At 67.9% G+C, this 26,731-nt stretch carries 26 protein-coding genes; 18 read left to right on the top strand and 8 right to left on the bottom strand.

The annotated features are described in order from the left end of the window. Positions 1-55: 55 nt before the first annotated feature. Complete coding sequence (locus FJ887_RS13775) at positions 56-1,318, bottom strand: amidohydrolase family protein (RefSeq protein WP_137824880.1); 1,263 nt, start codon at positions 1,316-1,318, stop codon at positions 56-58. 225 nt (positions 1,319-1,543) lie between these two features. Between FJ887_RS13775 and FJ887_RS13770 the strand changes: the two genes are divergently transcribed. From FJ887_RS13770 to FJ887_RS13700, 15 genes are all read left to right on the top strand, one after another. Further along, complete coding sequence (locus FJ887_RS13770; protein WP_137824881.1) at positions 1,544-2,785, top strand: MFS transporter; 1,242 nt, start codon at positions 1,544-1,546, stop codon at positions 2,783-2,785. Positions 2,786-2,862: 77 nt separating this feature from the next. Then, entirely contained in the window at positions 2,863-3,414 is a 552-nt protein-coding gene (gene hpt / locus FJ887_RS13765) for a hypoxanthine phosphoribosyltransferase (RefSeq protein ID WP_009380922.1), read from the top strand. A 171-nt stretch (positions 3,415-3,585) separates the two neighbouring features. Beyond that, entirely contained in the window at positions 3,586-5,763 is a 2,178-nt protein-coding gene (gene ftsH / locus FJ887_RS13760) for an ATP-dependent zinc metalloprotease FtsH (RefSeq protein ID WP_137824882.1), read from the top strand. After that, on the top strand, positions 5,763-6,377 hold the full coding sequence (folE, locus tag FJ887_RS13755) for a GTP cyclohydrolase I FolE (RefSeq protein ID WP_137824883.1): 615 nt from the start codon (positions 5,763-5,765) through the stop codon (positions 6,375-6,377). Before ftsH ends, folE begins: the two co-directional genes overlap by 1 nt. Positions 6,378-6,380: 3 nt before the next feature. Then, on the top strand, positions 6,381-7,283 hold the full coding sequence (gene folP, locus FJ887_RS13750) for a dihydropteroate synthase (RefSeq protein ID WP_137824884.1): 903 nt from the start codon (positions 6,381-6,383) through the stop codon (positions 7,281-7,283). Further along, positions 7,280-8,188 carry a 2-amino-4-hydroxy-6-hydroxymethyldihydropteridine diphosphokinase gene (gene folK, locus FJ887_RS13745; protein WP_137824885.1) on the top strand — a complete coding sequence of 303 codons (909 nt, stop codon included), beginning with the start codon at positions 7,280-7,282 and terminating at the stop codon, positions 8,186-8,188. The genes folP and folK overlap by 4 nt, the downstream gene beginning before the upstream one ends. Positions 8,189-8,201: 13 nt before the next feature. After that, entirely contained in the window at positions 8,202-8,663 is a 462-nt protein-coding gene (locus FJ887_RS13740) for a DUF3180 domain-containing protein (RefSeq protein WP_137824886.1), read from the top strand. Continuing rightward, positions 8,660-9,130: a PH domain-containing protein gene (locus tag FJ887_RS13735; protein WP_137824887.1), complete on the top strand. Its 471-nt coding sequence runs from the start codon at positions 8,660-8,662 to the stop codon at positions 9,128-9,130. Before FJ887_RS13740 ends, FJ887_RS13735 begins: the two co-directional genes overlap by 4 nt. A gap of 2 nt (positions 9,131-9,132) precedes the next feature. Then, on the top strand, positions 9,133-10,986 hold the full coding sequence (locus FJ887_RS13730; protein WP_137824888.1) for a PH domain-containing protein: 1,854 nt from the start codon (positions 9,133-9,135) through the stop codon (positions 10,984-10,986). Next, positions 10,983-11,879, top strand: coding sequence for a Rossmann-like and DUF2520 domain-containing protein (locus FJ887_RS13725; RefSeq protein WP_137824889.1), 897 nt, complete (start codon positions 10,983-10,985; stop codon positions 11,877-11,879). The genes FJ887_RS13730 and FJ887_RS13725 overlap by 4 nt, the downstream gene beginning before the upstream one ends. A 114-nt stretch (positions 11,880-11,993) precedes the next feature. Beyond that, positions 11,994-13,553 carry a lysine--tRNA ligase gene (gene lysS, locus FJ887_RS13720; protein ID WP_137824890.1) on the top strand — a complete coding sequence of 520 codons (1,560 nt, stop codon included), beginning with the start codon at positions 11,994-11,996 and terminating at the stop codon, positions 13,551-13,553. 4 nt (positions 13,554-13,557) lie between these two features. After that, entirely contained in the window at positions 13,558-13,803 is a 246-nt protein-coding gene (locus FJ887_RS13715; protein WP_171006995.1) for a hypothetical protein, read from the top strand. Next, positions 13,769-14,104 (top strand): histone-like nucleoid-structuring protein Lsr2, encoded by a 336-nt coding sequence (locus FJ887_RS13710; RefSeq protein ID WP_137824891.1) that lies wholly within the window; start codon positions 13,769-13,771, stop codon positions 14,102-14,104. Before FJ887_RS13715 ends, FJ887_RS13710 begins: the two co-directional genes overlap by 35 nt. A 701-nt stretch (positions 14,105-14,805) precedes the next feature. Beyond that, positions 14,806-17,340, top strand: a complete 2,535-nt coding sequence (locus FJ887_RS13705; RefSeq protein ID WP_137824892.1) for an ATP-dependent Clp protease ATP-binding subunit — start codon at positions 14,806-14,808, stop codon at positions 17,338-17,340. A gap of 355 nt (positions 17,341-17,695) precedes the next feature. Next, the gene (locus FJ887_RS13700) at positions 17,696-18,274 is read left to right on the top strand and encodes an amino-acid N-acetyltransferase (protein ID WP_171007000.1); all 579 of its coding nucleotides are present in this window, start codon (positions 17,696-17,698) and stop codon (positions 18,272-18,274) included. Positions 18,275-18,309: 35 nt separating this feature from the next. Here the strand turns inward: FJ887_RS13700 and FJ887_RS13695 are convergent, their stop codons facing one another. Next, on the bottom strand, positions 18,310-19,101 hold the full coding sequence (locus tag FJ887_RS13695) for an alpha/beta fold hydrolase (protein ID WP_249356684.1): 792 nt from the start codon (positions 19,099-19,101) through the stop codon (positions 18,310-18,312). Between the two features lie 145 nt (positions 19,102-19,246). Between FJ887_RS13695 and FJ887_RS13690 the strand changes: the two genes are divergently transcribed. Beyond that, entirely contained in the window at positions 19,247-19,876 is a 630-nt protein-coding gene (locus FJ887_RS13690) for a CGNR zinc finger domain-containing protein (RefSeq protein WP_171007001.1), read from the top strand. Here the strand turns inward: FJ887_RS13690 and FJ887_RS13685 are convergent. Beyond that, on the bottom strand, positions 19,860-20,993 hold the full coding sequence (locus FJ887_RS13685; protein ID WP_137824895.1) for an iron-sulfur binding domain-containing protein: 1,134 nt from the start codon (positions 20,991-20,993) through the stop codon (positions 19,860-19,862). The genes FJ887_RS13690 and FJ887_RS13685 overlap by 17 nt on opposite strands. A 36-nt stretch (positions 20,994-21,029) precedes the next feature. Between FJ887_RS13685 and FJ887_RS13680 the strand changes: the two genes are divergently transcribed. Next, on the top strand, positions 21,030-21,803 hold the full coding sequence (locus tag FJ887_RS13680) for a hypothetical protein (protein ID WP_249356681.1): 774 nt from the start codon (positions 21,030-21,032) through the stop codon (positions 21,801-21,803). 5 nt (positions 21,804-21,808) lie between these two features. Here FJ887_RS13680 and FJ887_RS13675 read toward each other — a convergent pair whose 3' ends face one another. The 4 genes from FJ887_RS13675 to FJ887_RS13660 form a co-directional block, all read right to left on the bottom strand. Continuing rightward, positions 21,809-22,201: a VOC family protein gene (locus FJ887_RS13675; RefSeq protein WP_249356682.1), complete on the bottom strand. Its 393-nt coding sequence runs from the start codon at positions 22,199-22,201 to the stop codon at positions 21,809-21,811. Between the two features lie 127 nt (positions 22,202-22,328). After that, on the bottom strand, positions 22,329-23,687 hold the full coding sequence (gene radA, locus FJ887_RS13670) for a DNA repair protein RadA (RefSeq protein WP_137824896.1): 1,359 nt from the start codon (positions 23,685-23,687) through the stop codon (positions 22,329-22,331). A 67-nt stretch (positions 23,688-23,754) separates the two neighbouring features. Then, entirely contained in the window at positions 23,755-24,522 is a 768-nt protein-coding gene (map, locus tag FJ887_RS13665) for a type I methionyl aminopeptidase (protein ID WP_137824897.1), read from the bottom strand. 73 nt (positions 24,523-24,595) lie between these two features. After that, positions 24,596-24,856, bottom strand: a complete 261-nt coding sequence (locus tag FJ887_RS13660; RefSeq protein ID WP_137824898.1) for a hypothetical protein — start codon at positions 24,854-24,856, stop codon at positions 24,596-24,598. On the opposite strand from FJ887_RS13660, the gene FJ887_RS18405 reads away from it, so the two are divergent. After that, positions 24,820-25,119: a MerR family transcriptional regulator gene (locus FJ887_RS18405; protein WP_137824899.1), complete on the top strand. Its 300-nt coding sequence runs from the start codon at positions 24,820-24,822 to the stop codon at positions 25,117-25,119. The two genes, FJ887_RS13660 and FJ887_RS18405, sit on opposite strands and share 37 nt — an antisense overlap. A 26-nt stretch (positions 25,120-25,145) precedes the next feature. Here the strand turns inward: FJ887_RS18405 and amaB are convergent, their stop codons facing one another. Further along, positions 25,146-26,702 carry an L-piperidine-6-carboxylate dehydrogenase gene (amaB, locus tag FJ887_RS13650; protein ID WP_502799924.1) on the bottom strand — a complete coding sequence of 519 codons (1,557 nt, stop codon included), beginning with the start codon at positions 26,700-26,702 and terminating at the stop codon, positions 25,146-25,148. Positions 26,703-26,731: the final 29 nt, after the last annotated feature.

Raw genomic sequence — 26,731 nt, 5'->3', positions numbered from 1 at the left:
AAGGTGGCGGTAGGGGAGGGGTAGCGTCAGCGGACGCCACTGGAGAGGGGCGCCGTCAGCGGACGCCGCCGAGGAGCTCACCGCCGGAGGCGACGAGTGTCCCACCCTTGTAGACGTCGCGTTCGAGCGGGCAGTCCATGATCGCCGAGGTGACTGTGTCCGCGTCGAGGAGCAGGAAGTCGGCAGGCGCCCCGACACCGAGGCCGTGGACGGCATCGTCGGTGAGCGCAGTGCCGTCGGGGCGCGTCCCGGCCATCACCTGGGCACCTCCGCGGGAGGCGATGTCGAGGCAGTGCTCGATGTCCTCATCGCGGCGGAAGCCGTTGGTGAACGCCAGCTGCCACGTCCGTCGCAGCAGGTCACCGTCACCGTAGGGACTCCAGTAGTCGCGCTGCCCGTCCTCGCCGAGGCCGATCGCCACCCGCTGCTCACCGAGGATGTCCTGCGGCAGGCTGCCCTTCTGCGGGGCCACGGTCGTCACGGAGATGCCCGCCTCGGCGAGGATTTCGGCGAGGCGACGGACGACGGGTTCGGGGTTCGTGTTGAGGGCGAAGGCATGCGAGATCGTCACCTGCCCCTGCAAGCCGAGCGTCTGCGTCCGGTGCGCGATCTCCTCGAACGAGAAGACACCGGCCGTGCCGCCCTCGTGGAGGTGGATGTCGACGCCCTTGCCGTGCTTCTCGGCGAGAGCGAAGACGATGTCGAGATGCGTCTTCGGATCGCGATCGTACTGGACGGGGTCGAGGCCGCCGACGAGATCAGCGCCCTCGGACAGGGCCGCGTCGAGAAGGTCGCGGACGCCCTTCTCCCGCACGATGCCCGCCTGCGGGAACGCGACGATCTGCGAATCGAGGACGTCGGCGTGAGCGGCGAGGGCATCGCGGACCCCGGTGAAGCGCTCGAGCCCGGTGTCGGAGTCGATCTGCGTGTGCGAGCGGATCCGCGACCCGCCCGAAGCGATGATCGCGGCGATCGCGAAGCTCGCCTGGTCGCGCACCGACCGTTCGCCGCTGCGCCAGTTCGCGCGGTCGTTCATGATGAAGCCGTGCAGCGTGCCGTCGGCGGTGTGCGGACGGAAGGTCTGCCCGAGGCGGTTCGAATCGAGGTGCGCATGGACATCGCCGAGACCCGGCAGCAGCACCCGTCCGCGCCCCTCGACGACCTCGGCGGAGCCTGCCGCGCCCGTCTCGCCGGTTCCGGCACCCGCCTCGCCGGCCGGGGGGATCGCCGCGATCCGACCGTCGGCGACGACGACGTCGACGGCCGCCTCGTCCGGACAGCGCGGAAAGAGGCGGACATCGGTGAACGTGGTGGCCATGGGCTGCCTCGGCTTTCTCTCTGCTCTCCGATGGTCGAAGAGCGCTCTCTGCGGGTGGGAGACGATGAGCTGCGGGCCCGGTCGGAGCCCTCGACTCAAACGGTATACCATTGTCCGGGCGGCTGCCCACCCAGCCGCTCACCCCGCCGCCCCGAGCCTGAGGGGTGAGCGCCCGAGGGGTGAGAGCCCGACGAATGACGGAGCACCGTCTGAGAGGATGACCGCATGAGCACGACTCCCGGGACCGCGAATGCCACGGGCCCTCGGATGGGCCCCGGCCTCGACGTGCTCGCCGTCATCTGCCTCGTCCTCATCGCCTCCTCGCTGCGTCCCGCGGCCTCCTCACTCGGCCCCGTCCTCGCCGAGGTCCAGACCGCCTTCGGTCTCGCCGAATGGCAGACCGGGCTGCTCACCGCCCTGCCCGGTCTCATCTTCGCCGTCTGCGGCTTCCTCGCCGTCCCGCTGCTGCGGCGCGTCGGCCTCTTCGCCTCGCTGACGGTCGCCTGCGTGCTCATCGCCGGCGGCATCGGCGCCCGCGTCCTCGTCGACTCGTGGGTGGCGTTCGCCGCCCTGACGATCGCCGCCCTGGCCGGGATGTCGCTCGGCAACGTCATCCTCCCCGTCTTCGTCAAGACCCGCTTCCCGCATCGGGCCCACCTCGGTGCGACCGCGTTCACCGTCTCACTCGGCCTCGGGGCGATGTTCCCCGCCCTCCTCACCGCACCCCTGACCGAGCACTTCGATGACTGGCGGGTCGGCCTCGGCGCCTGGGTGCTCGTGCCGCTCACCGCACTGATCACATGGATCGTGCTGCGCGTCCTCGGCTCCGTGCCCGTCTTCCGCCGCCCCGGAACCGAGCACAGCGCGACACCGGCACCGCGGCGGCACATCCACATGACCGCGAAGGCGCGGTACATGGCGATGTTCTTCGGCCTCCAGTCCGTCAACGCCTACGTCCAGTTCGGGTGGCTGCCGCAGATCTACCGGGATGCCGGACTCGACCCCGTCGCCGCAGGCGTCATGCTCACGATCGTCACCCTCGGCGGCCTGCCCGGCGGCTTCCTCGCCCCGCAGATCATCATGCGCGGCATCGCCCCCCGCGCCTTCCTCGTCTCCTTCGCCCTCAGCGCCGTCGCCGGCTACACGGGCCTCCTCCTCGCCCCCGCCTCGGCGCCGGTGCTCTGGGCGGTCCTGCTGTCCTACGGCGGATTCGCATTCCCCGCCGCCCTGGCCCTCATCACCAGCCGCACCCGCGACGTCTCGGTCACCGCCCGCACCTCGGCATTCGTCCAGTCCTCGGGCTATGTGCTCGCCGCCCTCGGCCCGCTCGCCGTCGGCGGCCTGCTCGGCCTCAGCGGCGCCTGGACCCTGCCGCTCATCCTCATGATCGCCGTCTCCGTGCTCATGGGCGTCACCGGCTGTCTCTCCGCGGCACCGGGCACCGTCGACGACGAGCTGACCCAGTGACCGCGCGGGTGGCTCCGCGGCGGCCCCGTCGCCCATAATGGAGTCACAGCCACCCCACACGAGGAGAATCGACACCAGTGGACATCAACGATCTCGGCAATGACATCGAAGAAGTGCTCGTCTCGGAAGAACAGATAGCCGCCCGACTCGTTGAACTGGCCGCCGCCATCGATGAAGACTACAAGGACAAGGACATCCTCCTCGTCGGCGTCCTCAAAGGCGCGGTCATGGTCATGGCCGACCTCGCCCGGGCCCTGCACTCGCCGGTGACGATGGACTGGATGGCCGTCTCCTCCTACGGCTCGGGCACGAAGTCCTCCGGTGTCGTGCGGATCCTCAAGGACCTCGACACCGACCTCACCGGCCGCCACGTGCTCATCGTCGAGGACATCATCGACTCCGGGCTCACCCTGTCCTGGCTCGTGCAGAACCTGCGCTCCCGCGGGGCCGCCGACGTCGAGATCTGCACGATGCTGCGCAAACCCGAAGCCGTCAAGGTCGACATCGACGTCAAATACGTCGGCTTCGACGTCCCCAACGAGTTCGTCATCGGCTACGGACTCGACTACGCGGAGAAGTACCGCAACGTCCCGTTCGTCGCGACTCTGGCTCAGCACGTCTACAGCTGAGCGGCGTTGAGCTGAGCGCCCACCGCGCGTTGCCTGGAATTTGCTTCCGCCGAGGAACAAAACCTCTCTGATTCCCGCTATGCCACTGGTACGTACTAGGCTGTGGGGGATGCTCCCAGGCAGCCGCGGCAGCCTGCACGGGCTGCCCAGACTGAAATCCTGAGAGGATCTATGGCCGAGTCCAAAAAGCGACGTCCACTGCTCAACAAGGCGACGAGAGGTCCCTTGATCTGGATCGTCATGGCGCTCCTCGTGGTGTCCATCGGAGCGCTCCTCTTCAGCCGTGTGGGCTTCAGCCAGATCGACACCGAGCAGGGACTCCAACTGCTGGCCGACGACAAGGTCGAACAGGCCAAGATCGTCGACCGCGACCAGCGCGTCGACCTCACCCTCAAAGAGGACCTCACCGTCGACGGCCAGGAATACGGCAAGAAGGTCCAGTTCTACTACGTCGAACAGCGCGGCGACCAGATCGTCGAGGCCGTCACCGAGGCGAACCCCCCTCAGGGCTACACCGACGAGGTGCCGCAGCAGAGCTGGCTGATGTCGCTGCTGGGCACCCTCATTCCGTTCGTCATCATCTTCGTCGTCTTCTGGTTCCTCATCTCGCAGATGAGCGGCGGGAAGATGATGAACTTCGGCAAGTCGAAGGCCAAGCTCGTCAACAAGGAGAATCCGGACGTCACGTTCAAGGACGTCGCCGGGGTCGATGAGGCGCTCGAAGAGCTCGAGGAGATCAAGGAATTCCTCGCCGAACCCGAGAAGTTCAAGGCCGTCGGGGCGAAGATCCCCAAGGGCGTCCTCCTCTACGGTCAGCCGGGCACCGGCAAGACCCTGCTCGCGAAGGCCGTCGCCGGTGAGGCGGGCGTGCCGTTCTACTCGATCTCCGGCTCCGACTTCGTCGAGATGTACGTCGGCGTCGGCGCCTCCCGCGTGCGCGACCTCTTCGAACAGGCGAAGGCGAACGCCCCCTGCATCATCTTCATCGACGAGATCGACGCCGTCGGCCGCCAGCGCGGGGCCGGCATGGGCGGCGGTCACGACGAGCGCGAGCAGACGCTCAACCAGCTCCTCGTCGAGATGGACGGCTTCGACGTCAAGACCAACGTCATCCTCATCGCCGCGACCAACCGGCCCGACGTCCTCGACCCGGCGCTGCTGCGCCCCGGCCGCTTCGACCGGCAGATCCCGGTCGAGGCCCCGGACATGAAGGGCCGCAAGCGCATCCTCGAGGTCCACGCGAAGGACAAGCCGCTGGCCCCCGACGTCGACCTCGGCCAGATCGCCAAGCGCACTCCCGGGTTCTCCGGCGCCGACCTCGCCAACGTCCTCAACGAGGCGGCCCTGCTCACCGCGCGTGAGAACGCGAAGGTCATCGACAACCGCATCCTCGACGAGGCGATCGACCGCGTCATCGCCGGACCGCAGAAGCGCACGCGCCTGATGAACGACAAGGAGCGCCTCGTCACCGCCTACCACGAGGGCGGCCACGCTCTCGTCGCCGCGGCGATGAACAACACCGACCCGGTGACGAAGGTGACGATCCTGCCCCGCGGCCGCGCCCTGGGCTACACAATGGTGCTGCCGAGCGAGGACAAGTACTCGACGACCCGCAACGAACTCCTCGACCAGCTCGCCTACGCGATGGGCGGACGCGTCGCCGAGGAGGTCGTGTTCCACGATCCGACGACCGGGGCGAGCAACGACATCGAGAAGGCGACGAACATCGCCCGGAAGATGGTCACGCAGTACGGCATGAGCGAGAAGCTCGGCATGGTCAAGATCGGCGACGACCAGTCCGAGCCCTTCGCCGGGCGCGGCTACGGCGCCGGCGATGAGTACGGCGATTCGACGCTGTCGGCCATCGACAAGGAGGTGCGCGCGCTCATCGACACCGCGCACGCCGATGCGTACTGGGTGCTCACCCACAACCGCGACATCCTCGACGCCCTGGCCTACCAGCTGCTCGAGCGCGAAACGCTCGACCAGGCCGCCCTCGAGGAGATCTTCGCCCCCGTCCTCAAACGGCCCCGCCGCGAGGTGTGGCTGGCCAACGACGAGCGCCCGGTCTCCGACCGCGGACCGATCGTGCCTCCCGCCCCGCAGGGCGGTCGCGGCAACGACGACGAGCAGCACGGGGACGAGGACGGCACCGGCCACTCCGGCGGCCCGGGTCCCGACACGACGGACCTGCCCGGTGCCGGACCGACCGGCACCCACGGCCCCGACGTGCCGCACAATCCGCCGGGACCCCGTGACCCCAACGGTCCGGTCGGGCCCGCCGGACCCACCGGTCCGGCAGGACCGAGCTCCGGTCTGCCCGGGGACGAACCGGGAGGCCAGCGCTGATGACCGATTACGTGTTCGACGACCTCGGCGAGACGACCGCGGGCAAGCCCACGGTCGACCATGAGCGCATCGCCGCGGCAGTCCGGGAGATCCTCTTCGCCGTCGGGGAGGACCCCGACCGCGACGGTCTCATCGAGACCCCGGCGAGGGTGGCCCGCGCGTACGAGGAGTTCTTCGCCGGCCTCCACCACGACCCGGCCGAGATCCTCTCCGTGACGTTCGACATCAGCCACGAGGAGATGGTCCTCGTCCGCGACATCGACCTCTACTCGATGTGCGAACACCACCTCGTGCCGTTCCACGGCGTCGCCCACGTCGGCTACATCCCGGCGAAGAACGGCAAGGTCACCGGGCTGTCGAAGCTCGCCCGCCTCGTCGAGGTCTACGCCCGCCGCCCGCAGGTCCAGGAGCGGCTGACCGCGCAGATCGCCGATGCCCTGATGACCCACCTCGAACCGCAGGGCGCGATCGTCGTCGTCGAGGCCGAGCACCTGTGCATGACGATGCGCGGGGTCCGCAAGCCCGGCGCCTCGACGATCACCTCAGCGGTGCGCGGTCAGCTGCGCGAACCGGCATCCCGGGCGGAGGCGATGAGCCTCATCCTGCGAGGCTGAGCGATGACCGTCGACCCGACCCCTGCCGCGGGGCGGCCGCCTGCCCTCGGGGATCCGGCGCGCACGCAGATCATGGGCGTCCTCAACGTCACACCCGATTCGTTCTCCGACGGCGGCCGCTACTTCGACCACGCCAAGGCGATCGCCCACGGGCTCGCGCTGACGACCGCGGGCGCGGACATCATCGACGTCGGCGGGGAATCGACCCGCCCCGGAGCCGTCCGCGTCGACGAGGACGAGGAGCTGCGCCGGGTCGTGCCCGTCGTCCGTGAACTCGCCGACGCCGGCGTGCTCATCAGCGTCGATACGATGCGGGCCGCGGTGGCGTCGGCGGCCATCGAGGCCGGGGCGCACATCATCAACGACGTCTCGGCGGGCCTGTCGGATCCCGGCATGCTCACCGTCGCCGCGGACTCCGGCGTCCCGATCGTCCTCATGCACTGGCGCGGCCATCTCGACCGTGCGGATGCGACGTTCCACTACGACGACGTCCTCGCCGAGGTGGTCGCCGAGCTGCGCGAGCGCATCGACGCGGCCGTGGCCGTCGGCATCGACCCGGACGCGATCATCGTCGATCCGGGCCTGGGCTTCTCGAAGAACGCCGACCACAACTGGCAGATCCTCGCCGGGCTCGAGGCATTCTCCGCGTTCGACCAGCGCCTCCTCGTCGCCGCGAGCCGCAAGCGCTTCATCTCCTCCCTCGTCTCACCCGAGGATCCGGCGCGGGCCGAGGAAGCGGCGAAGGACCAGGCCACAGCCGTGATCTCGGCGTTCGCCGCGCAGGCGGGAGCCTGGGCGGTGCGCGTCCACGACCCGGCCGCCTCGGCGCTGGCCTGTAAGGTGGCGGCGGCCATCGCCGACCACGCGGCCCCGGGCACCTCCCTGTGGAAGCCCGGCCGGGCATGAGCGGACAGCCGGACCGGATCGAGCTGCGCGGCCTGACGGTGCGCGGCAACCACGGCGTCTTCGACTTCGAGAAGCGCGAGGGCCAGGACTTCGTCGTCGACGTCGTCCTCCACACGTCGACGGCCGCAGCCGCAGGCACCGATGACATCGCCGACACCATCCACTACGGCGACCTCGCCGAGGCGGTCGCCGGCATCGTCGAAGGCACCACCTTCGACCTCATCGAGACCCTCGCCGAGGCGATCGCCGACCACTGCCTGACCCTGACCGACCATGTCGAGGTCGTCGTCCACAAACCGAGCGCCCCGATCGAGCGGACCTTCGCCGATGTCACCGTCACCGTCGACCGGCACCGCGGGGACGCCGGCTCCGCCGAGGCACCGGCCGCGGTCGCCGTCCTCAGCCTCGGGGCCAACCTCGGCGATGCCGCGGCCACCCTCGACGACGCCGTCGCCGCTCTCGACCGCCACCCGGCGATCACGGTGACGAAGCGGTCCTCGCTCTACCGGACCGCACCGTGGGGCGGGGTCGAGCAGAACGACTTCCTCAACCTCGGCGTCCTCATCGAGACCACCCTGCCGGTCGACCAGCTCCTCGGGGTGGCCCAGGGCATCGAGGTCGCCGCCGGCCGGACCCGGGAGCTGCGGTGGGGACCGCGGACCCTCGACATCGACCTCATCAGCGTCACCACCGAGGCCGGGGCGCTTCGCACCGCGACCCCGACGCTTTCCCTGCCGCACCCGCGCGCCCACGAACGGGCCTTCGTCCTCGTCCCGTGGGCGGAGACGGACCCCGGCGCGATGGTCGACACCCCGACCGGATCGAGGCCGATCGCCGAGGTCATCGCTGCGCTCGACGATCAGGAAATCACCCGCGTCTCCTCCCCGCAGACGCCCGACATCTGAAAGACTGAGGAGCATGCAGCGAACTTCCTCAGGCATGCTCGTCATCTGGGCAACCGTCGGCGTCGTGCTCGGCGTGCTCGTCGACGTGCTGCTGGAGAACCAGGGATTCGCACTGCCCGGGCAGCCGTGGCTGCCGATCATCGGCATGCTCATCCTCGCCGTCGTCCTCCTCGTCCTCGGCTACCCGATCAAGAGGTGGAACGAGGGCGACCGGACCCGCGAGATCGACCCGCTCCGGGCCGCCCGCGTGGCGGTCATGGCCAAGGCGAGCGCCCTGACCGGGGCCGGACTGGCGGGCTGGTACCTCGGCAACGCCGCGTACTTCTTCTTCTCGGCGCCGGGCATCCGCAACGACCTGGCCGCGGGCATGCTCTTCGCCGCGCTCGCCGCCGCGGCCCTGATGATCGTCGGGATCATCGTCGAGATCTTCTGCACCCTTCCACCCCAAGACCCACCAGGAGCCGAAGCCGCATGACCGACCCGATCTACACCCGAGTCAGCCCCAAGTACTGGCGCAAGGAGACGATCTCGTCACTGACGTTCTTCGTCCCGCTGCTCGCCGCGGCGATCGTCCTCGCCGTGATCTTCCCGTCCCAGTGGTGGCTGCACCCGCTCTGGGCGGCGATCCTCATCTGGGCCGTCGTCTACCTCGTCGTCCTCTACCGGCAGGCGAAGGTCATCGGGTACGCCGAACGTGACGACGACCTCCTCATCCGCCGCGGCATCATGTTCCGCCGCACCACCGTCGTGCCCTACGGGCGCCTCCAGTTCGTCGACGTCGACTCCGGCCCCATCGACCGGATGTTCGGACTGGCCACCGTCAAACTCCACACCGCCTCGGCGGCCACCGATGCGACGATCCCCGGCCTGCCGCGCCCCGACGCGGACCGTCTCCGCGACAGCCTCGCCGGTCGCGGACAGGCGAACCTGGCAGGGCTGTGACGATGAGCTCCGACCACGGCATCACCGAGGAGACCGGGCAGTCCCAGCCGGGGTCGTCCCCGCCGGCAGGTCCGTCCCAGCCGGGGTCGCAGCCCGCCCTCGCCGAGGCAGCCGCCCCGGAGGTCTGGCATCGGGTCCATCCGCTCACCCCGGTCCTCGAGAGCCTCGGCGTCATCGTCGTCCTCTTCGTCGTCGCCGGATACGTCGGGCAGAACTTCATCCAGCAGGCGCTCAGCGACCTCGCCGCCGGTGACGGCGTCGACCTGTCGCTGGCCGGCTGGCTCGGCGCGCATCCGCTCGTCATCCTCGCCGGCCTCGGCGGGGTCCTCCTCGTCCTCGCCGTCGCCGGTGTCTACAGCTGGCTCGCCTGGCGGGTCATGGGCTACCGCGTTGACGCCGAGGCGATCTATGCCCGCTCCGGCCTGCTCGCGAAGAAGCTGCGCAAGGCCCGCCTCGACCGGGTCCAGTCGATCGACCTCCAGCAGAAGCTCGTTCCCCGCCTCCTCGGACTCGCCGAGCTCGTCTTCGACGTCGCCGGGGGCAAGGGCGCGAACGTGTCGCTGAAGTACCTGAGCCGGAAGAAGGCCGACGCCCTGCGCGATGAGCTCCTCGCCGCGGTCCGCGAGGTCAAGCAGGGCGGCCGAACGGCGGGTGCCGCCGGCGGTGCCGCTGCCGGCGCTGCCGGCGGTGCAGAGGCCCTGGACGGTCCAGCGGCCTGGACAGGTGAGGACGGCACGGTCGACAGCCTCGGCGCGGGCCAGGGTCCGGGCGAGCCGACGGTCGATCTCAGCGCCCCCGAACGCGCCGGTGACAGCATCGGTGTGCGGTTGAGCAAGCGCCTGAGCAGGTATGCGGGGGAGGCCCTGGAGGAGGCCGAGGACAGCCTCAACGACATGCTCGCCCCCTACGGCGTCTCGCCGCGGCTGTCCGAAGAGGGCGAGATCATCAGAGTCCCCGTCCACCGGGTCATCCTCTCCTCGCTGCTCAAAACGGACTTCCTCATCGGAGTTCTCGTCGTCGTCGCCGTGGTCATCGCCACCATCGTGCTCTTCGCTCTCGGGTTCCGGGAGGCGGCGGTGCCGATGATCTTCGGCGTCCTGCCGGCCGGCATCGCGGCGTTCGCCTCGGTGAAGAAGGACCTCGACAACGCGAACTTCGTCGTCCGCCTCACCGACTCGGGACTCGCCGTCAGCCACGGTCTCGTCTCGACCTCGCGGAAGGTCATCCCCCTCGACCGCGTGCAGGCCGTGTGCCTGCACCAGCCGCTGCTGTGGCGCATCGGCGGGTGGTGGAAGGCCGAATACAACATCGCCAGCGCCGGCGACAAGGGCGAATCGAACCTGCTGCTGCCCGTCGGCGACATCGACCAGGCGCTGACGATGATCGGCCTCGCCCTGCCCGCCCCGCAGGTCGACGACGGGGTCAGCGCCCGCAGCCTCACCCTCTCGGCGATGTACGACACCGACTCGCCCGACCCGCAGGCCGCGCGCGCCGAAGAGGCCTTCCGCCCTCAGCCGCGCTCCTCCCGGTTCATCGACCCGCTCGTATGGAAGCGACGGGCGTACGCCCTCACCGAGGCCCTCCTCATCATCCGCCTCGGCCGCCTCGAGCGGCGCGTCGACTTCGTCCCGCACGAACGCGTCCAGTCGATGGAGTACCGGCAGGGTCCGCTCCTGCGCGCACTCGGTCTCGCCTCGGTGGCGGTGCACTCGACCGCGGGGCCGATCACCCCGCAGGTCGCCCACCAGGACGCCGAGGCGGCCCGCCGCTTCTTCGACGAGCACGCTGAACGCACCCGGCTGGCGCGTGAGCGCTTCGACGAACAGCGCCGCACCGGACAGGGGATCGACGCATGACCGCACCGCCCCCTGACGCCCCGCGCTTGGGGATCGGCATCATCGGCGCCGGCCGAGTCGGCGCCGTCATCGGAGCCGCCTGGCGGGCGGCCGGACACGCGATCATCGGGGTCAGCGCCACCTCGGCGGCCAGCCTCGAACGCGCCGAGGACATGCTGCCCGGCGTGCCCGTCCTCCCTCCCGACCAGATCGCCGAACGCGCCGAACTGCTCCTGCTCGCCGTGCCCGATGACGAGATCGGCTCGCTCGTCTCCGGCCTGGCTGCCCTCGGCCGGATCCACGCCGGGCAGATCGTCGTCCACGTCTCCGGACGCTACGGCACGGACATCCTCGAACCGGCGACCGGCGTCGGGGCGCTGCCGATCGCCCTGCACCCGTCCCTGTCGTTCACCGGCACCGCCGTCGACCTCCCACGCCTGCGGCAGGCCACCGTCGCCGTCACCGCACCCGGACCGATCCGGCCGGTCGGTGAGGCCCTCGTCGTCGAGATGGGCGCCGAACCGATCGAGATCGCCGAGGCGGACCGGCCGCTCTACCACGCCGCCATCACGCACGCGTCGAACCACTCGATCACGATCATCGCCGAAGCCCTCGAGATGCTCACCGAAGCCGGTGTCGAGGACCCCTCGCGGGTGCTCACCGCACTCGTCGACGCGAGTGTCGCCAACACCCTGCAGAACGGGGCGAAGGCGCTGACCGGGCCGGTCGCCCGCGGCGACGTCGGGACGCTCGCCGCGCACCTGGCGGCCCTGAGCGAATACAGCCTCAGCGTGTCCCATCCGGGCACCCGCGACAGCTACATCGCACTCGCCCGGTCGACGACGGCGAAGGCGCTCGCCATGGGGCGGATCACCGAGGCGCAGGCACAGGAGATCCTCGCCCTCCTCGGCTGACCCGACAGGGGCGGGCCGAGCTGCCGGGACGGCCGTCGGGCAGCGGTGTGGCGGGGGCCTCAGGACGGTTGCGCGAATTCCCCCGCGGGGTGCTGGCGCGGTAGCCTTGAGAGCATGGCAGAAACTGAGTCGATCACCCCTGACACCGCTGAGTCCGCACCGGAACACCTCGATCCCGAACAGATCAGGATCCGCAAGGACAAGCGGCAGCGGATGCTGGACTCGGACACCGAGGCCTACCCCGTCTCCGTGCCCCGCACGCACACTCTCGCGCAGGTGCACGCTGCCCACCCCAACCTCGACGCCGGTGATGAGACCGACGACGTCGTCGGCGTCGTCGGCCGCGTCGTCTTCGTCCGCACCACCGGCAAGCTCGCCTTCGTCACTCTGCAGGCCGGTGACGGCACCCGCCTGCAGGGGATGCTCTCCCTGCGCGAGGTCGGCGAGGAGCGCCTGGCCGACTTCAAAGCCGACGTCGACCTCGGCGACTTCCTCTTCCTCCACGGCAAGGTCATCAAGTCCAAGCGCGGAGAGCTCTCCGTGCTCGCCGATGAATGGCAGATGGCGTCGAAGGCCCTCCGCCCGCTGCCGGGCCTGCACACGGAACTCGCCGAGGACACCCGCGTGCGCCAGCGCTACCTCGACCTCATCACGCGGGAGGCCGCACGGACGACGATGCGCACCCGCGCCGCGGTGATGGCCTCGCTGCGCCGGACGTTCGCCGACCAGGACTTCATCGAGATCGAGACGCCGATGCTCCAGGTCATGCACGGGGGAGCGGCGGCCCGCCCGTTCAAGACGCACATGAACGCCTACGACATCGACATGTACCTGCGCATCGCCCCCGAGCTCTTCCTCAAGCGCGCCATCGTCGGCGGCATCGACAACGTCTTCGAGATCAACCGGAACTTCCGCAACGAAGGCGCCGACTCGACGCACTCACCGGAGTTCGCGATGCTCGAGGCCTACCAGTCCTACGGGGACTACCATTCGATCGCGGAGCTGACGAAGACGCTCGTCCAGAACGCGGCCCAGGACGCCACGGGTTCGCTGCTCGTCACCCTCGACGACGGCACCGACTACGACTTCGGCGGTGACTGGGCGGTCGTGAGCATGTACGAGACGCTCTCGGCCGAATCCGGTGTCGAGGTCACGCCGCTGACCGGCATCGACGAGCTCGAGAAGATCGCTGAGGACCACGACGTCGACCTGGGCGGAGTCTTCCGCTCGCACGGCAAGTACGTCGAGGAGCTGTGGGAGCACTTCTACAAGGACAAGCTCTGGGCGCCGACCTTCGTCACCGACTTCCCCGTCGACACCTCACCGCTCGTGCGCGAACACCGCGACAAGCCCGGCGTCGTCGAGAAGTGGGACCTCTACGTCCGCGGCTTCGAACTGGCGACCGGGTACTCCGAGCTCGTCGACCCCGTCATCCAGCGGCAGCGCTTCGAAGCCCAGGCCGCCGACGCCGCCCGCGGTGACGATGAGGCCATGGGCCTCGACGAGGAGTTCCTCACCGCGATGGAACACGGCATGCCCCCGACCGGAGGAATGGGCATGGGCCTCGACCGCCTGCTCATGGCGCTCACCGGTCTGGGGATTCGCGAAACCATTCTCTTCCCCTTCACCAAACCGATCGCCGCGGCGAATTCGGACTCCACAGAGGAAGGCTGAGACCGTGCTGGATCTCATCAAGGCGCTGCTTCCGTCGATCTGCATCGCATTGCTCTTCTGGTACGTGATGCGCGGCATTGTTCGCGCAGATCGGACAGAACGCGAGCAGATCGAGAAATTCTATTCCGAGCATGAAGTTAGCGAATTGGACGATAATGGAGATTCGGGTGTTATGCTTACACCCGTAAAGTCGTCTGAAAATGAAAAGAGTGAACATGGCACGGGAGATGCGACTCGTTCTCACGGATGATTTCGACGGTTCGGAAGCAGCCGAAACCGTTCGGTTCAGCCTCGACCAGGGGACTTATGAACTGGAACTGTCCACGAAGAATGCCGAAGAGCTGCGTGAGACCTTTGCTCCCTATATCGCCAAAGCCCGCCGTGTGGCCAACCCGGGTTCACGCGGGCGCCGCGGAGGATCGACCGGTTCGGGCCCCAAGCGCGACACCGCGAAGATCCGCGAATGGGCGCAGGAGAACGGCTACCAGCTCGGTGATCGCGGACGGATCCCCCAGGAGATCGTCCAGGCCTACGAAGCCGCAGGGAACTGAGCACAGGCACAACTGAACAGAGGCGCCCGATCGGGGCACCGATTTCGCCGAGGGACCGATGACACGAGCATCGGTCCCTCGGTCGTTTCGTCACTGGCGGCATTTCGTCTCCTGCACCTTTCCGCTGCCCGTGACGAGCCGGACCGTGGGGTCTGCGCCCGCGGCCGGCCATCCGTGCAGGTGACTGCGAATCTGCGGCAGCCTCGTGCCCCGAGGGACGCGGTTAGGGATTAGCCGCGCAAAGCGACTTCCTTGAGAATTGTCTGAACGCGACGCGTGTCCGTTTGTTTCTTCGCCACCGGCATTCCACGCGGCAATGCCGGTGGCGGAATATCGGCAACGCCGTCTGCGTTGAGTGCGGTGTTTGAGGGTGCCGTCACCGGGATGACAATCGGCGAGGCGGTCAAAAGGACTTTGGAAGAGACCAGGTCCGCACCCATCCGGAAACCCGGGGACTCCGAATATACAGTGTAAGCACGGAAGGGTTCGGCGCGAGCGGGGTGCTGTGTGCGCCGGTCGCGGCAGCGTCCCAACGGTGCGCCCGACCGACGGCAGCTGACCGGGTTCCGACCGACCGCCTCGGCGGGAGATCAAGGGATTTCGCCCTGAGCCGAACGGTTTCGGCTGATGGCGAAACGTGCAATAGAACCCGAGGTTGGGTCGTTACGCTCTACAGATACCAGAACTCCAGGAGGGTGAATATGTTCGAGCGGTTCACTGACCGAGCCCGCCGAGTGGTGGTGCTCGCCCAGGAAGAGGCCAAACTCCTCAAGCATAACTACATCGGCACCGAGCACATCCTGCTCGGCCTCATCCACGAGGGTGAAGGCCTGGCGGCCAAGGCTCTCGAGGGGATGGACATCTCCCTCGAACAGGTTCGCGATCAGGTCCAGGAGATCATCGGGCAGGGACAACAGGCGCCGAGCGGGCACATCCCGTTCACTCCGCGCGCGAAGAAGGTCCTCGAGCTCAGTCTCCGTGAGGCCCTGCAGCTGGGCCACAGCTACATCGGCACCGAGCACATCCTGCTCGGTCTCATCCGCGAGGGTGAGGGCGTTGCCGCTCAGGTCCTCGTCAAGCTCGGCGCCGACCTCGGTCGGGTGCGCCAGGAAGTCATCAAGCTGCTCTCGGGCTACCAGGGCAAGGAACCGGTCGCTGCCGGCGGTCGCGAAGAGGGCACGCCCTCGGGCTCCCTCGTTCTCGACCAGTTCGGTCGCAACCTCACCGCTGCCGCCCGTGAGGGCAAGCTCGATCCGGTCATCGGCCGCCACGAGCAGATGCAGCGCGTCATGCAGATCCTCTCCCGCCGCACGAAGAACAACCCGGTTCTCATCGGCGAGCCCGGCGTCGGCAAGACCGCCGTGGTCGAGGGGCTGGCGCAGGCGATCGTCAACGGCGAAGTGCCGGAGATCCTCACCGACAAGCAGCTCTACACGCTCGACCTCGGCTCCCTCGTCGCCGGTTCCCGGTACCGCGGTGACTTCGAGGAACGTCTGAAGAAGGTGCTCAAGGAGATCCGCACGCGCGGTGACATCATCCTCTTCATCGACGAGATCCACACGCTCGTGGGTGCCGGTGCCGCCGAAGGCGCCATCGACGCCGCATCGATCCTCAAGCCGATGCTCGCCCGCGGTGAGCTCCAGACGATCGGTGCGACGACGCTCGACGAGTACCGCAAGCACATCGAGAAGGACGCTGCGCTCGAGCGCCGCTTCCAGCCGATCCAGGTGCCCGAGCCCTCGCTCGCGCACTCGATCGAGATCCTCAAGGGCCTGCGCGACAAGTACGAGGCGCACCACAAGGTGACGATCACCGAGGGTGCTCTCGCGGCTGCCGTCAACATGTCCGATCGCTACATCAACGACCGATACCTGCCGGACAAGGCGATCGACCTCATCGACGAAGCCGGGGCGAAGCTGCGCATCTCGCGGCTGTCGGTGCCGCAGGAGATCCGCGACCTCGAGGAGAAGATCCTCGAGGCCCGTCACCGCAAGGAAGCTGCGATCGACGCTCAGGACTTCGAGCTGGCGGCCTCCGAGCGGGACTCGGAGATGAAGCTCCAGCACGAGAAGGACGAGCAGACCGAGGCCTGGCGCAAGGGCGGCAAGGACACCTCCGCCACCGTTGACGCCGATCTCATCGCCGAGGTGCTCGCCTCTGCCACCGGCATTCCGATCTTCAAGCTCACCGAGGAGGAGTCCTCGCGTCTGCTGCGGATGGAAGACGAGCTGCACAAGCGCATCATCGGCCAGAACGACGCGGTCAAGTCGATCTCGCGGGCGATCCGCCGGACCCGTGCGGGTCTGAAGGATCCGAAGCGTCCGTCGGGTTCGTTCATCTTCGCCGGTCCCACCGGTGTGGGAAAGACCGAGCTTGCGAAGGCTCTCGCGGAGTTCCTCTTCGGCGACGAGGATTCCCTCATCAGCCTCGACATGTCGGAGTACTCGGAGAAGCACACCGTGTCGCGTCTCTTCGGTTCGCCTCCCGGCTACGTCGGCTACGAAGAGGGCGGCCAGCTCACCGAGAAGGTGCGTCGCAAGCCGTTCTCCGTCGTCCTCTTCGACGAGGTGGAGAAGGCCCACTCGGACATCTTCAACTCGCTGCTGCAGATCCTTGAGGACGGCCGACTCACCGACTCGCAGGGTCGTGAGGTCGACTTCAAGAACACGATCATCATCATGACGACCAACCTGGGCACGCGCGACGTCTCCAGCGGTCTGCAGATGGGATTCCAGGTCGAGGGTGACACCAAGACCAACTACGACCGGATGAAGCAGAGGGTCAACGAAGAGCTCAAGCAGCACTTCCGTCCCGAGTTCCTCAACCGCGTCGATGACACGATCGTGTTCCCGCAGCTGAACAAGGAGGAGATCATCGAGATCGTCGACCTCTTCCTCGAGCGCCTCGACACGCGTCTGGCGGATCAGGGCATGAAGGTCGAGCTCACCGATGCGGCCAAGAACCTGCTGGCCGATCGCGGCTACGATCCGGTGCTCGGTGCACGTCCGCTGCGCCGCACGATCCAGCTCGAGATCGAGGATCAGCTCTCGGAGAAGATCCTCTTCAAGGAGATCGGCCGCGGTCAGACGATCAAGGTCGACATCGAGGGCGAAGGCAAGGACGCGCAGTTCACCTTCGAAGGTGTCGAGACCGAGACCTTCCCGACATCCGGATCCGACGATTCGTCCTCCGGCGGCGAACTCGCCGGAGCCGGGTCGACCGGTTCGGCCTCCTGACCGGCAGCGGTCCGCTGACCGGCTGACTGACAGTGGTCTGCTGAGCGCATAGTCACCCCTCCTGAGGCGGCCCCGGGCCTGAGAACTTCGGTTCTCGCCCGGGGCCGCTTCGCATTGTCAGGGCGCCTCGCGTTGTGCGCCACGTCCATGGCGGCCCTCCGGGTTGTGCGCCACATCCACGGCGGCGCCGCGCGTTGTGCGCCACGTCCATGGCGGCCCTCCGGGTTCTGCGCCACATCCATGGCGATTTCGGGCTCGAGATCACCGTGGAGGCGGCGCACAATCGCCGTCACAGTGGCGCAGACCTGTGTGGACGCACCGTCGGCACCTGAGCGCGATGGTGTTGAATGAGGGAATGAGCTCAGCCACCTTCGACCACGGACTCGTCGCCTCCGACCACCACCAGACCCACGGACTTCCCAGTGGGCTGCGGCTGCGGCGGGCACGGACGTCCGACGTCAAGGGCATCGAGGCGCTCGTGGCCCCCCTGGCCGAAGAGCGCATCCTCCTCGCGAAGGACACGGTGACGTACTTCGAGTCGCTGCAGGAGTTCTGGCTCGTCGTCGATGAGCGACCCGACGGCAGCGAAGTCCTTGCCGGCTGCGCGGCCCTCCACATCATCTGGTCCGACCTCGCCGAGGCGCGCACCGTCGCGACGTCCCCTGACTACCGGGGCAGGGGAGTGGGCAAGGCCCTCATCCGCCAGCTCCTCGCCGATGCCGTGGAGATCGGGGTCGACAGGGTCTTCTGCTTGACGTTCGAAACCGGATTCTTCGGCTCCCTCGGATTCGAACCGATCAAGGGCATCCCCGTCTCACCGGAGGTCTACGTCGAACTCCTCCACTCAGCCGACGAAGGTGTGGCCGAGTTCCTTGACCTCGCCAGGGTCAAACCGAACACCCTCGGCAACACCCGAATGATCAAGTACCTGTAGAGCAGGGGGCGATCCCGAAGGGGTCAGACCGTGGTTCAGGCGGACTGCGACCAGAACTCGCGCAGTGCGGAGAGCAGTGTCTCTGGTGCCTCCTCGGGGATGAAATGACCGCAGTCGGGAATGGGTCGCCCGTCCAGGTTCTCCGTGTAGCTCTCCCAGACGGTCGTGATATCCGTGTTCGCGGCGAGGCCGCCAGCACCCCACAGTGCAAGCACCGGCACCGTCAGTTTCCGCTGGGCGCGGAAGTCCTCGTCGTCGAGGGCGACATCCTCGTGGGTGGCACGGTAGTCGTCGAAGCCAGCACGCATAGCGCCGGGCTTTTCGAAGGCGCGAACATAGTCGTCGATGTGCGGCTCGAGGCGATCGCGGCGGACGGTCCAGCGTTCGAAGAAGTAGCGAAGGTACTCAGCGGTCCTGCCTGCGGTGAGCGTCTCCGGCAGATCCTTCTGCATGTGGAGGAGCCAGTGGAAGAAGCCTTCGGCGGTGCGCATCCTCCCGTTTGTGAACATCGCATGGGTGGGGGCGATGTCGAGAACAGCGAGCGAGGAGACTCTCTCGGGAGAGTCGAGGGCAAGTCGGTGCGCGACCCGGCCGCCGCGGTCATGGCCGACGAAATGAGCCCGGTCGACGCCGAAGGAATCCATGATGCCGAGGATGTCCCGGGACATGCTCCGTTTGTCGTATCCTTCCGTCGGCTTGTCACTGAGCCCGTAGCCGCGGAGGTCCGGTGCGATGACGTGGTATTGGGTGTCGGCGTCCGGGCCGTACAGTCCGGGAATGACATCTCGCCAGCAGCTGGCCGTCTGGGGCCAACCATGAAGCAGCACAACGGTTTCGGCGTCAGCGGAGGTGGTGTCGCCGAGAAGGCAGTGGAAAGCAAGTCCATCGACATTGACGAAGCGTGAGTTCATGGTGTCAGCTAACCATATTAACCGGTTAGCAGGCAACAAGGTTTCGCGATATCGTGGGAACATGGATGACTGGCTGTGGTTCGGCGGGGAGATCAGTCTTGACTTCGTCAACACACTCCGCGACCGATTCGGTCCAGGGCGGGAGACACTTCACGGGCCAGAGGAACTGGCACGATGGATTGCCTCCACCGGGCAGTGGAGCGCAGTGACGCCGACAGAGGAAGAGTTTGCACAGGCGCTGAGGCTTCGCGCGGCAATCAGTCGGCTGTTGGAGAATCCGAGCACACTCGACCTCACTGACCTCGAGATCATCAACGGTGCTGTCAGCGGAGGTGGCGGAACCGCTGGGGCCCTGTCACCGAAATTGGAGTGGGCCGATGCCGGAGTCGCAGTCGTTCGCTCCGAACCGTCTGCAGCAACGGTGCTCGGACTCATCGCTGGCAACGCGATCGAGGTGTTCGAGCGCGGTGAACCCAGCCGAATCAAGACGTGTGCGCATGAGCGTTGCGGGATTGCCTTCGTTGATACATCTCGCGCGAACAGCCGACGATGGTGTTCGATGAAACGTTGCGGAAATCGGGCCAAAGTTGCCAAATACACTCATCGGCAATCGATGTCCCAAGGTTCTGCGCAATCGACGAATCACCTGACAGACGGTAGTTCCGAGTCCAGCATCACCGCGGCAGGCTGAGACGGTCCCCGCTGCGGTGAGCCAACCCGTCGGTGACGAGATCGGCGATGAGTCGTGAGATGCGGTCCGCATCCGCGCTGAGATCGCGCATCGTCGTCAGCTTCGCCGAGGTGGTCGGGCCCAGGGTGCCGAGGCGCTCGTCATCGAGTTCGGCAGTCGGTGCCGTGAAAAGATCGACCGCGATGGCATCGGTCGCGGCGGATGCGCGACCTGTGGTTGCGTTCGCCGCCTTCTCGACCGCCGAGGACCCCGGGACCACCGAAGACCTCTCGACCACCGAGGTCGACCGATTGCCCGCCTCGGCGGCTTCTGCATGTGCGGCCTTGAGGACGTCCATGATCGCCCCGCGCAGCTGGCGGTCCGTACCGGCCCACTTCTGGGTCTTCGGCTTCGCCGCCGAGGCGGGGCGTCCGGCGAGGTTCCAGGCGCAGATGTCCGCGAGCGGGCAGTCCTCGCACTTCGGACTGCGGGCGGTGCACACGAGGGCACCGAACTCCATGACCCCGGCGTTCCACGCCACATGATCGGTCGCGGGGACGAACCGTTCGGCCCAGACGGTCTCCCTGCGGCTCGGTGACACCGTGGGCCGGTCTCGGCCGGCGAAGACGCGGACGAGGACTCGGCGCACATTCGTATCGAGGACCGTGGTGCGCTCGCCGTGAGCGAACGAGGCGACGGCTGCCGCGGTGTACGACCCGATCCCCGGCAGCGTCTCGAGAGCGGCAGCAGTGTCGGGCACCTGGTTGTCGTGGTCGTCGGCGATGACTCTCGCGGCTTCCTGCAGCCGCAGCGCACGACGCGGGTAGCCGAGGCGATCCCATCGCTGGAGCACCTCGGCGGTGGGGGCTGCCGCCAGGTCGGCAGGAGTGGGCCAGCGCTCGAGCCATTCGCTCCAGCGTGGGGCGACGCGGGAGACCGGAGTCTGCTGGGACATGATCTCGCTGACGAGGACCGCCCACGCCGAGGTGCCTTCGGCCCGCCACGGCAGGGGTCGGGCGGCTGCCTCGAACCAGTCGATGATCGTCGTCTGGACGCGTGTGATGGCGGACTCGGGCACGTCCGGGAAGACCGGTGCTGTGGGGGTGATCCCAGTTTCGGCAGAGGTGCGGTGTGTCATTTGGATGCTCATTCGCAATTGCCTAGGCTCATTGCGATGACTCCTTCCGATCGTGGTTCGCAGCCGAAACAGCCCCGCCAGTCTAGCGGCAAGCTGCCTGCGCACGTCTACCGTCGGCGGCGGATCACCCTGGCGGTGCTCAGCCTCGTCGTCATCGGACTCATCGTGCTCGGTGTCGCCGGCATCACGAAGGCGATCGGCGGTCTGACCGACCAGGAGCCGACCGCGGCCGACGCTCCCACGAGCGCCTCACCGACCCCGCAGGCTCCGGTCCCCGACGCGCAGGCCGCCAGCGGCGCCTGCCCGCCGGACTCCGTCTCGGTGAGCGCGAAGGCCGACAAGAAGAGCTACGACGAGAACACGAAGCCGAAGTTCGAGATGGTCATCGGCAACAACCACACGGCCACCTGCCTCATCGAGGTCGGCACGAAGCAACAGGAGTTCGTCGTCGAGCAGGAAGGGGACGTCGTGTGGTCCTCGAAGTACTGCGCCGCCGACGACGATGAGAACGCCGAAGCGCCGACGGAGTTCGCTCCGCAGTCCCAGAAGACCGCCCAGTTCGAATGGAACCGGGTCCGCGTCGACAAGAACTGCAACAAGGCGAGCAAGGGCTTCGAGGCGGGCACGTACGATCTCATCGTCAAACTCGGCGACAAAGAGAGCAAACCTGTGCCCTTCGAGCTCGAGAAGGACGAGGCGACGAAGGCCAAAGAGAAGGAAGAAGCCGACAAGAAGAAGGCCGAGGAGGAGAAGATGGCGACCGAGTCGCCGACTCCGAAGCCCACGGAGACCGAGAACTCCGACGGCTAATCCGCTCAGACGCCGCGGTACGAGCCCACACCCCACGAATTGCCGTCGTGGTCGCGGAACGCGAACTCCCGTCCGCCGTGGGACTGCGTGGCCACCGGCCGGACGATCGCATGCCCGAGCTCGCGGATCTCACGATAGAGCCGGTCGACCTCCCGTTCGGTGGGGACGACGACGTAGATCGCCGCCCCGCCGACGCTGTCGAGGGCCGAACCGTCATGGCGCACGGACCCGATCATCACTCCGCCGGTCTCACCGAGCGCGTATTCGGCATGGAGGACGAGACTCGGGTCGTCCTCGTCCCGCACCGTGACGCGCTCGACGAAGCCGAGGGTGATGAGCATCGCGGTCGTCGCCGCGATGTCCGTCGTCCTCAGTGCCGGAAACACTGTCGTGGTCATCTTTCAAGCATGCCCTGTTTCGCCGCGGAAGTCTCGGATTTTCTCCCCTCCGAGGTCACTGACATCGCACACCAGCCGCGCAGGCCGCGATCGCCGCGACCGGCGACCGCAGGCACCGCCCGTCGGCTCACTTGTCCTTGTCGTTGAGGACGAGTTCGACCGCCTCGGCGACGTGCTCGCATTCCTTGACGACCATGCCGTCGGGGATCGAGACGTTGCGCAGCGCGCCACGGGCGACGATCGCCCGCGTCATGCCCAACCGTGCCGCCTCGCTCAGCCGCTGGCCGAGGTTGGGCACATTGCGGATCTCACCGGAGAGGCTGATCTCGCCGATCGCGACGAACTTCGCGTAGAGGGCCCGCCCCAGAGCGGCCGAGGCCAGAGACAGGCAGATCGCCAGATCATTGGCCGGTTCGACGAGCTTGGCCCCACCGACTGTGGCGACGAAGACATCGGACTTCGCGAACCCGGCCGCGGAGACCTTCTGGCTGAGCACGGCGATCATCATCGCCACCCGCGAGGAGTCGACTCCCGACACCGAACGCCGCGTCTGACCGGCCGCGGACTCGGTGACCAGGGACTGCACCTCGACGAGCAGCGGCCGCTTGCCCTCCTGGTTGACCGTCAGGCACGTGCCCGCCGGCGTGGACCCTGACGCGCGGGAGAGGAAGAGACCGGAGGGATCCTCGAGGCTCTTGATCCCGTTCTCCTCCATGTCGAAGCAGCCGACCTCGTCGGTGGGACCGAACCGGTTCTTGATCGCCCGCAGCATCCGCAGCCGGGAGTGCTTCTCGCCTTCGAAGGTGCACACGACATCGACGAGGTGCTCGAGGAGACGGGGTCCGGCGATCGTGCCGTCCTTCGTGATGTGTCCGACGAGCACGGTCGACAGGGACCGGGACTTCGCCTCCCGGATGAGGGCGGCCGCGACCTCCCTGACCTGGGTGACCCCGCCGGGCACGCCGTCGACCTCCGAGGAGGCGAGCGTCTGGATCGAGTCGACGATGAGCAGGTCGGGGTTCTCGGCTTCGATGAGCCCGAGCACGGCGCCGAGGTCGGTCTCCGCGGCCAGCAGCAGGTTCTCCTCGAGGGCGTTGATCCGGTCGGCGCGCAGCCGCACCTGTCCGGCCGACTCCTCGCCGGTGACGTAGAGGACCGCCGATTCGAACTTCGCGGCGCGCGCGGCGACGTCGAGGAGGAGAGTCGACTTCCCGACTCCGGGCTCCCCGGAGAGCAGGATGACCCCGCCGGGGACGATGCCGCCGCCGAGCACCCGGTCGAATTCGTCGACGAAGGTCCGCTTCGCCACCGCCAGGGTCGTGTCCACCTCGGTGATCGACTTCGCCCCGCTCGACTTCTTCACCTTCGTCTTCACCGACGTCGCACCGGCGCCCTTCTCCTCGAGAGTGCCCCAGGCCTGGCATTCGGGGCACCGCCCGAGCCACTTCACGGTCGAGTATCCGCATTCGGTGCAGGTGAAAGACATACGGCAAGTCTGGCATGCGCCACGGACATGACGCGTGCGCCACGGACACGACGTCCGGGGCCAGACCTCAGTCGGCGACGGTCAGTACCCGGGGACCGTCCTCGGTGATGGCGATCGTGTTCTCCGAATGGGCACCGTTCGAGCCGTCGGCCACCCGCAGGGTCCACCCGTCCTGGTCGACTGTGAGCTTCTTCGACGTGAACGACCACCACGGTTCGATCGCCAGGGTCAGGCCCGGCTTGAGCACCATGCCGCGCCCGCCCTTGCCGCGGTTGGCGACGTGGGGGTCCTCGTGCATCGTGTGCCCGAGCCCGTGACCGCCGAAATCGAGGTTGACCGGGATGCGCTGGGCATCGGCGATGTCGCCGATCGCCTGGGAGATGTCGCCGAGGCGGTTGCCGGCCTGCGCGGCCCCGATCCCCGCCTCGAGGCCGGCCCACGTCGAGTCGATGAGGCGCTGGTCCTCCTCGGTGCCGGTGCCGACGATGACGGAGCGGGCGGCGTCGGCGACCCAGCCGTCGATGGACACCGCGAAGTCGAGGGTGAGGAGGTCGCCGTCGGCCAGGACGTAGTCGTGGGGTTTGCCGTGGAGGACGCCGTCGTTGACGGAGAGGCAGATGACGTTGCGGAAGGGACCCGAACCGAACGAGGGAGCGTAGTCCCAGTAGCAGGACTTCGCTCCGGCCTGCTCGATGAGCGTGCGTGCCCGCTTCTCCAGGTGCATGAGGTTCATGCCGGGTTCGGCGGTCTGAGACAGTTCGGCCAGCGTGTTCGCCACGAAGCGACCGGTCACCGCCATCTTGTCGATCTCGGCGGGTGTCTTCAGCTCAATCACGGGTGCTCTCCTCTGGGGTCTGGGTTCACCGGCCAGTCTAGTTCCCCGCGTCAGCCGGCTGCCCTCCTGGGTGTCAGGTCACCGGCGCCCTCCTGCTCGATCGCGAAGGCCGTGTCGTGGCGAGGATGAGCGGCAGGGTGAGCACCGCGAGTCCCAGGCAGAGCGGCGGAGGAAGAGAGCCTTCGCCGAGGCTGACTCCGCCGGCCCAGGTTCCCGCGACGATGCCGGCCTGGAAGGCGATGACGTAGACGGCGTAGAGCACCGTGGCCTCGACTCCGCCGAGGCGCACGACGCTCGATCCGGCACTACGAGGACAGAGGTCTGCTGGTCTCATCGCGCACGCCGACAGGGTATCGCGAATACGGCGCCGAGGCGGTCGGAACGGTTGCGCGAATCCGCCGGCTGCTCGGCGCCGGGTTCAACCTCGACACGATCACGGTGATGCTGCCGTGCCTCGGTGATGATCCGGATCTGCCGATCGGCATGTGCCCGCAGGTGGCGGCCCGGATCCGGGAGAACGTCGCCCGGATCGAGACCGAATCGGCCGATCTCGCCCGGCGCAGGAGGGCCATCGAGGAGCTCATCGCACAGCGGTGAGAGGCCGGTGACCGTCGGCTGTCGCCTCAGAGGAACTCCACGCCCTGGGCCAGAGGCAGTTCGCCGGAGTAGTTGATCGTGTTCGTCGCCTGCCGCATGTAGGCCTTCCACGACTCCGACCCCGATTCGCGACCGCCGCCGGTCTCCTTCTCACCGCCGAACGCCCCGCCGATCTCCGCCCCCGAGGTGCCGATATTGACGTTGGCGATGCCGCAGTCGGAGCGGGAGAGGAAGGTCTCCGCCTCGGCGAGGTCGGAGGTGAAGATCGCCGAGGACAGCCCTTGCGGCACCCCGTTGTGGAGGGCGATCGCCTCGTCGAGGTCGGAGTAGGTGACGACGTAGAGGATCGGGGCGAAGGTCTCCGATTCCATCACCGAGGTCTGGCCGGGCATCCGCACGAGCGCAGGCTCGACGTAGTGGGCGTCGGGTCGCTCCTCGGCGAACACGCGTCCGCCGCCGGTGAGCACGGTTCCCCCTTCGGCCTGTGCCCGGGCCAGCGCCGACTGCATCGCCTCGAACGCGCCTGAGTTGATGAGCGGCCCGACGAGCACCCCGTCGTCCGTGGGTGAACCGATGCTCAGGGTCGCGTACGCGGCGACGATCCGCTCGACGAACTCCTCGGCGATCGACTCATGGACGATGAGGCGGCGCAGGGTCGTGCACCGCTGCCCGGCGGTGCCCGCGGCGGCGAAGACGACCCCGCGCAGCGCCAGGTCGATGTCCGCGCTCGGGGTGACGATCGCGGCATTGTTGCCGCCGAGTTCGAGCAGGACCCGTCCGAAGCGCTCGGCGACGACCGGACCGACCTCACGGCCCATCCGCACCGACCCCGTGGCAGAGACCAACGCCACTCGGTCGTCGCGGACCATGGCGTCGCCGATGCCGCGACCGCCGACGAGGACGGGCACGAGACCCTCCGGTGCCCCCACCTCGGCGGCGGCCCGGGCCAGCAGCGACTGGGCGCCGAGGGCAGCGAGCACGGCGTTCTCCGAGGGCTTCCACACCACGGCGTCTCCGGCGACGAGCGCGAGGGCGGTGTTCCACGAGTACACGGCGACGGGGAAGTTGAATGCGGAGATCACTCCGACGACTCCGAGCGGATGCCACGTCTCCATGAGTCGGTGACCGGGACGTTCGCTCGGCATCGTCTTGCCCCACAGCTGCCGGGACTGGCCGAGCGCGAACTCGCAGATGTCGATCATCTCCTGGACCTCGCCGGCGGCCTCGGACGGGGTCTTGCCGGCCTCGACGGTGACGATCTTCGCAAGCTCCTCCTTGTGCTCGGCAAGCAGCTGACCCCAGCGGCTGACGAGCCGGCCGCGGACGGGAGCGGGAACGTCCCGCCAGCTCTCGAAGGCGGTTGCCGCCTGCCCGATCTTCGCCGCGGCGGTCTGCGGGGAGTCGGCGGGGATCGTCGCGAGCACCTGCCCGGTGATCGGGGAGCGGGCAGTCAGCGTCTGCCCGGTCGCGGTGTCGGCGGTGAGCACGGCGGCGCCGACGCCGCAGGCGCGCAGCCCCTCGTCGAGGAGGGCGGCGACGGTGTGATCGGTGGGAAGAGCGGTGGGGGTGGAGGTCGTGGTCATCATGGTCCTCACTGTGTCTCAGGCGGGTT

This window comes from Brevibacterium sp. XM4083 (genome assembly GCF_006489205.2).
Classification (GTDB): domain Bacteria; phylum Actinomycetota; class Actinomycetes; order Actinomycetales; family Brevibacteriaceae; genus Brevibacterium.
This window is presented reverse-complemented; position numbering and strand designations above follow the sequence as displayed.

What these genes read in the sequence shown, in the direction of transcription:
- FJ887_RS13775 (WP_137824880.1), bottom strand. Translation starts at nt 1,318, where the DNA reads ATGGCCACCACGTTCACCGATGTCCGCCTCTTTCCGCGCTGTCCGGAC.
- FJ887_RS13770 (WP_137824881.1), top strand. Translation starts at nt 1,544, where the DNA reads ATGAGCACGACTCCCGGGACCGCGAATGCCACGGGCCCTCGGATGGGC.
- ftsH (WP_137824882.1), top strand. Translation starts at nt 3,586, where the DNA reads ATGGCCGAGTCCAAAAAGCGACGTCCACTGCTCAACAAGGCGACGAGA.
- folE (WP_137824883.1), top strand. Translation starts at nt 5,763, where the DNA reads ATGACCGATTACGTGTTCGACGACCTCGGCGAGACGACCGCGGGCAAG.
- folP (WP_137824884.1), top strand. Translation starts at nt 6,381, where the DNA reads ATGACCGTCGACCCGACCCCTGCCGCGGGGCGGCCGCCTGCCCTCGGG.
- folK (WP_137824885.1), top strand. Translation starts at nt 7,280, where the DNA reads ATGAGCGGACAGCCGGACCGGATCGAGCTGCGCGGCCTGACGGTGCGC.
- FJ887_RS13740 (WP_137824886.1), top strand. Translation starts at nt 8,202, where the DNA reads ATGCAGCGAACTTCCTCAGGCATGCTCGTCATCTGGGCAACCGTCGGC.
- FJ887_RS13735 (WP_137824887.1), top strand. Translation starts at nt 8,660, where the DNA reads ATGACCGACCCGATCTACACCCGAGTCAGCCCCAAGTACTGGCGCAAG.
- FJ887_RS13730 (WP_137824888.1), top strand. Translation starts at nt 9,133, where the DNA reads ATGAGCTCCGACCACGGCATCACCGAGGAGACCGGGCAGTCCCAGCCG.
- FJ887_RS13725 (WP_137824889.1), top strand. Translation starts at nt 10,983, where the DNA reads ATGACCGCACCGCCCCCTGACGCCCCGCGCTTGGGGATCGGCATCATC.
- lysS (WP_137824890.1), top strand. Translation starts at nt 11,994, where the DNA reads ATGGCAGAAACTGAGTCGATCACCCCTGACACCGCTGAGTCCGCACCG.
- FJ887_RS13710 (WP_137824891.1), top strand. Translation starts at nt 13,769, where the DNA reads ATGGCACGGGAGATGCGACTCGTTCTCACGGATGATTTCGACGGTTCG.
- FJ887_RS13705 (WP_137824892.1), top strand. Translation starts at nt 14,806, where the DNA reads ATGTTCGAGCGGTTCACTGACCGAGCCCGCCGAGTGGTGGTGCTCGCC.
- FJ887_RS13700 (WP_171007000.1), top strand. Translation starts at nt 17,696, where the DNA reads ATGAGCTCAGCCACCTTCGACCACGGACTCGTCGCCTCCGACCACCAC.
- FJ887_RS13690 (WP_171007001.1), top strand. Translation starts at nt 19,247, where the DNA reads ATGGATGACTGGCTGTGGTTCGGCGGGGAGATCAGTCTTGACTTCGTC.
- FJ887_RS13685 (WP_137824895.1), bottom strand. Translation starts at nt 20,993, where the DNA reads ATGACACACCGCACCTCTGCCGAAACTGGGATCACCCCCACAGCACCG.
- FJ887_RS13680 (WP_249356681.1), top strand. Translation starts at nt 21,030, where the DNA reads ATGACTCCTTCCGATCGTGGTTCGCAGCCGAAACAGCCCCGCCAGTCT.
- FJ887_RS13675 (WP_249356682.1), bottom strand. Translation starts at nt 22,201, where the DNA reads ATGACCACGACAGTGTTTCCGGCACTGAGGACGACGGACATCGCGGCG.
- radA (WP_137824896.1), bottom strand. Translation starts at nt 23,687, where the DNA reads ATGTCTTTCACCTGCACCGAATGCGGATACTCGACCGTGAAGTGGCTC.
- FJ887_RS13660 (WP_137824898.1), bottom strand. Translation starts at nt 24,856, where the DNA reads ATGAGACCAGCAGACCTCTGTCCTCGTAGTGCCGGATCGAGCGTCGTG.
- amaB (WP_502799924.1), bottom strand. Translation starts at nt 26,702, where the DNA reads ATGACCACGACCTCCACCCCCACCGCTCTTCCCACCGATCACACCGTC.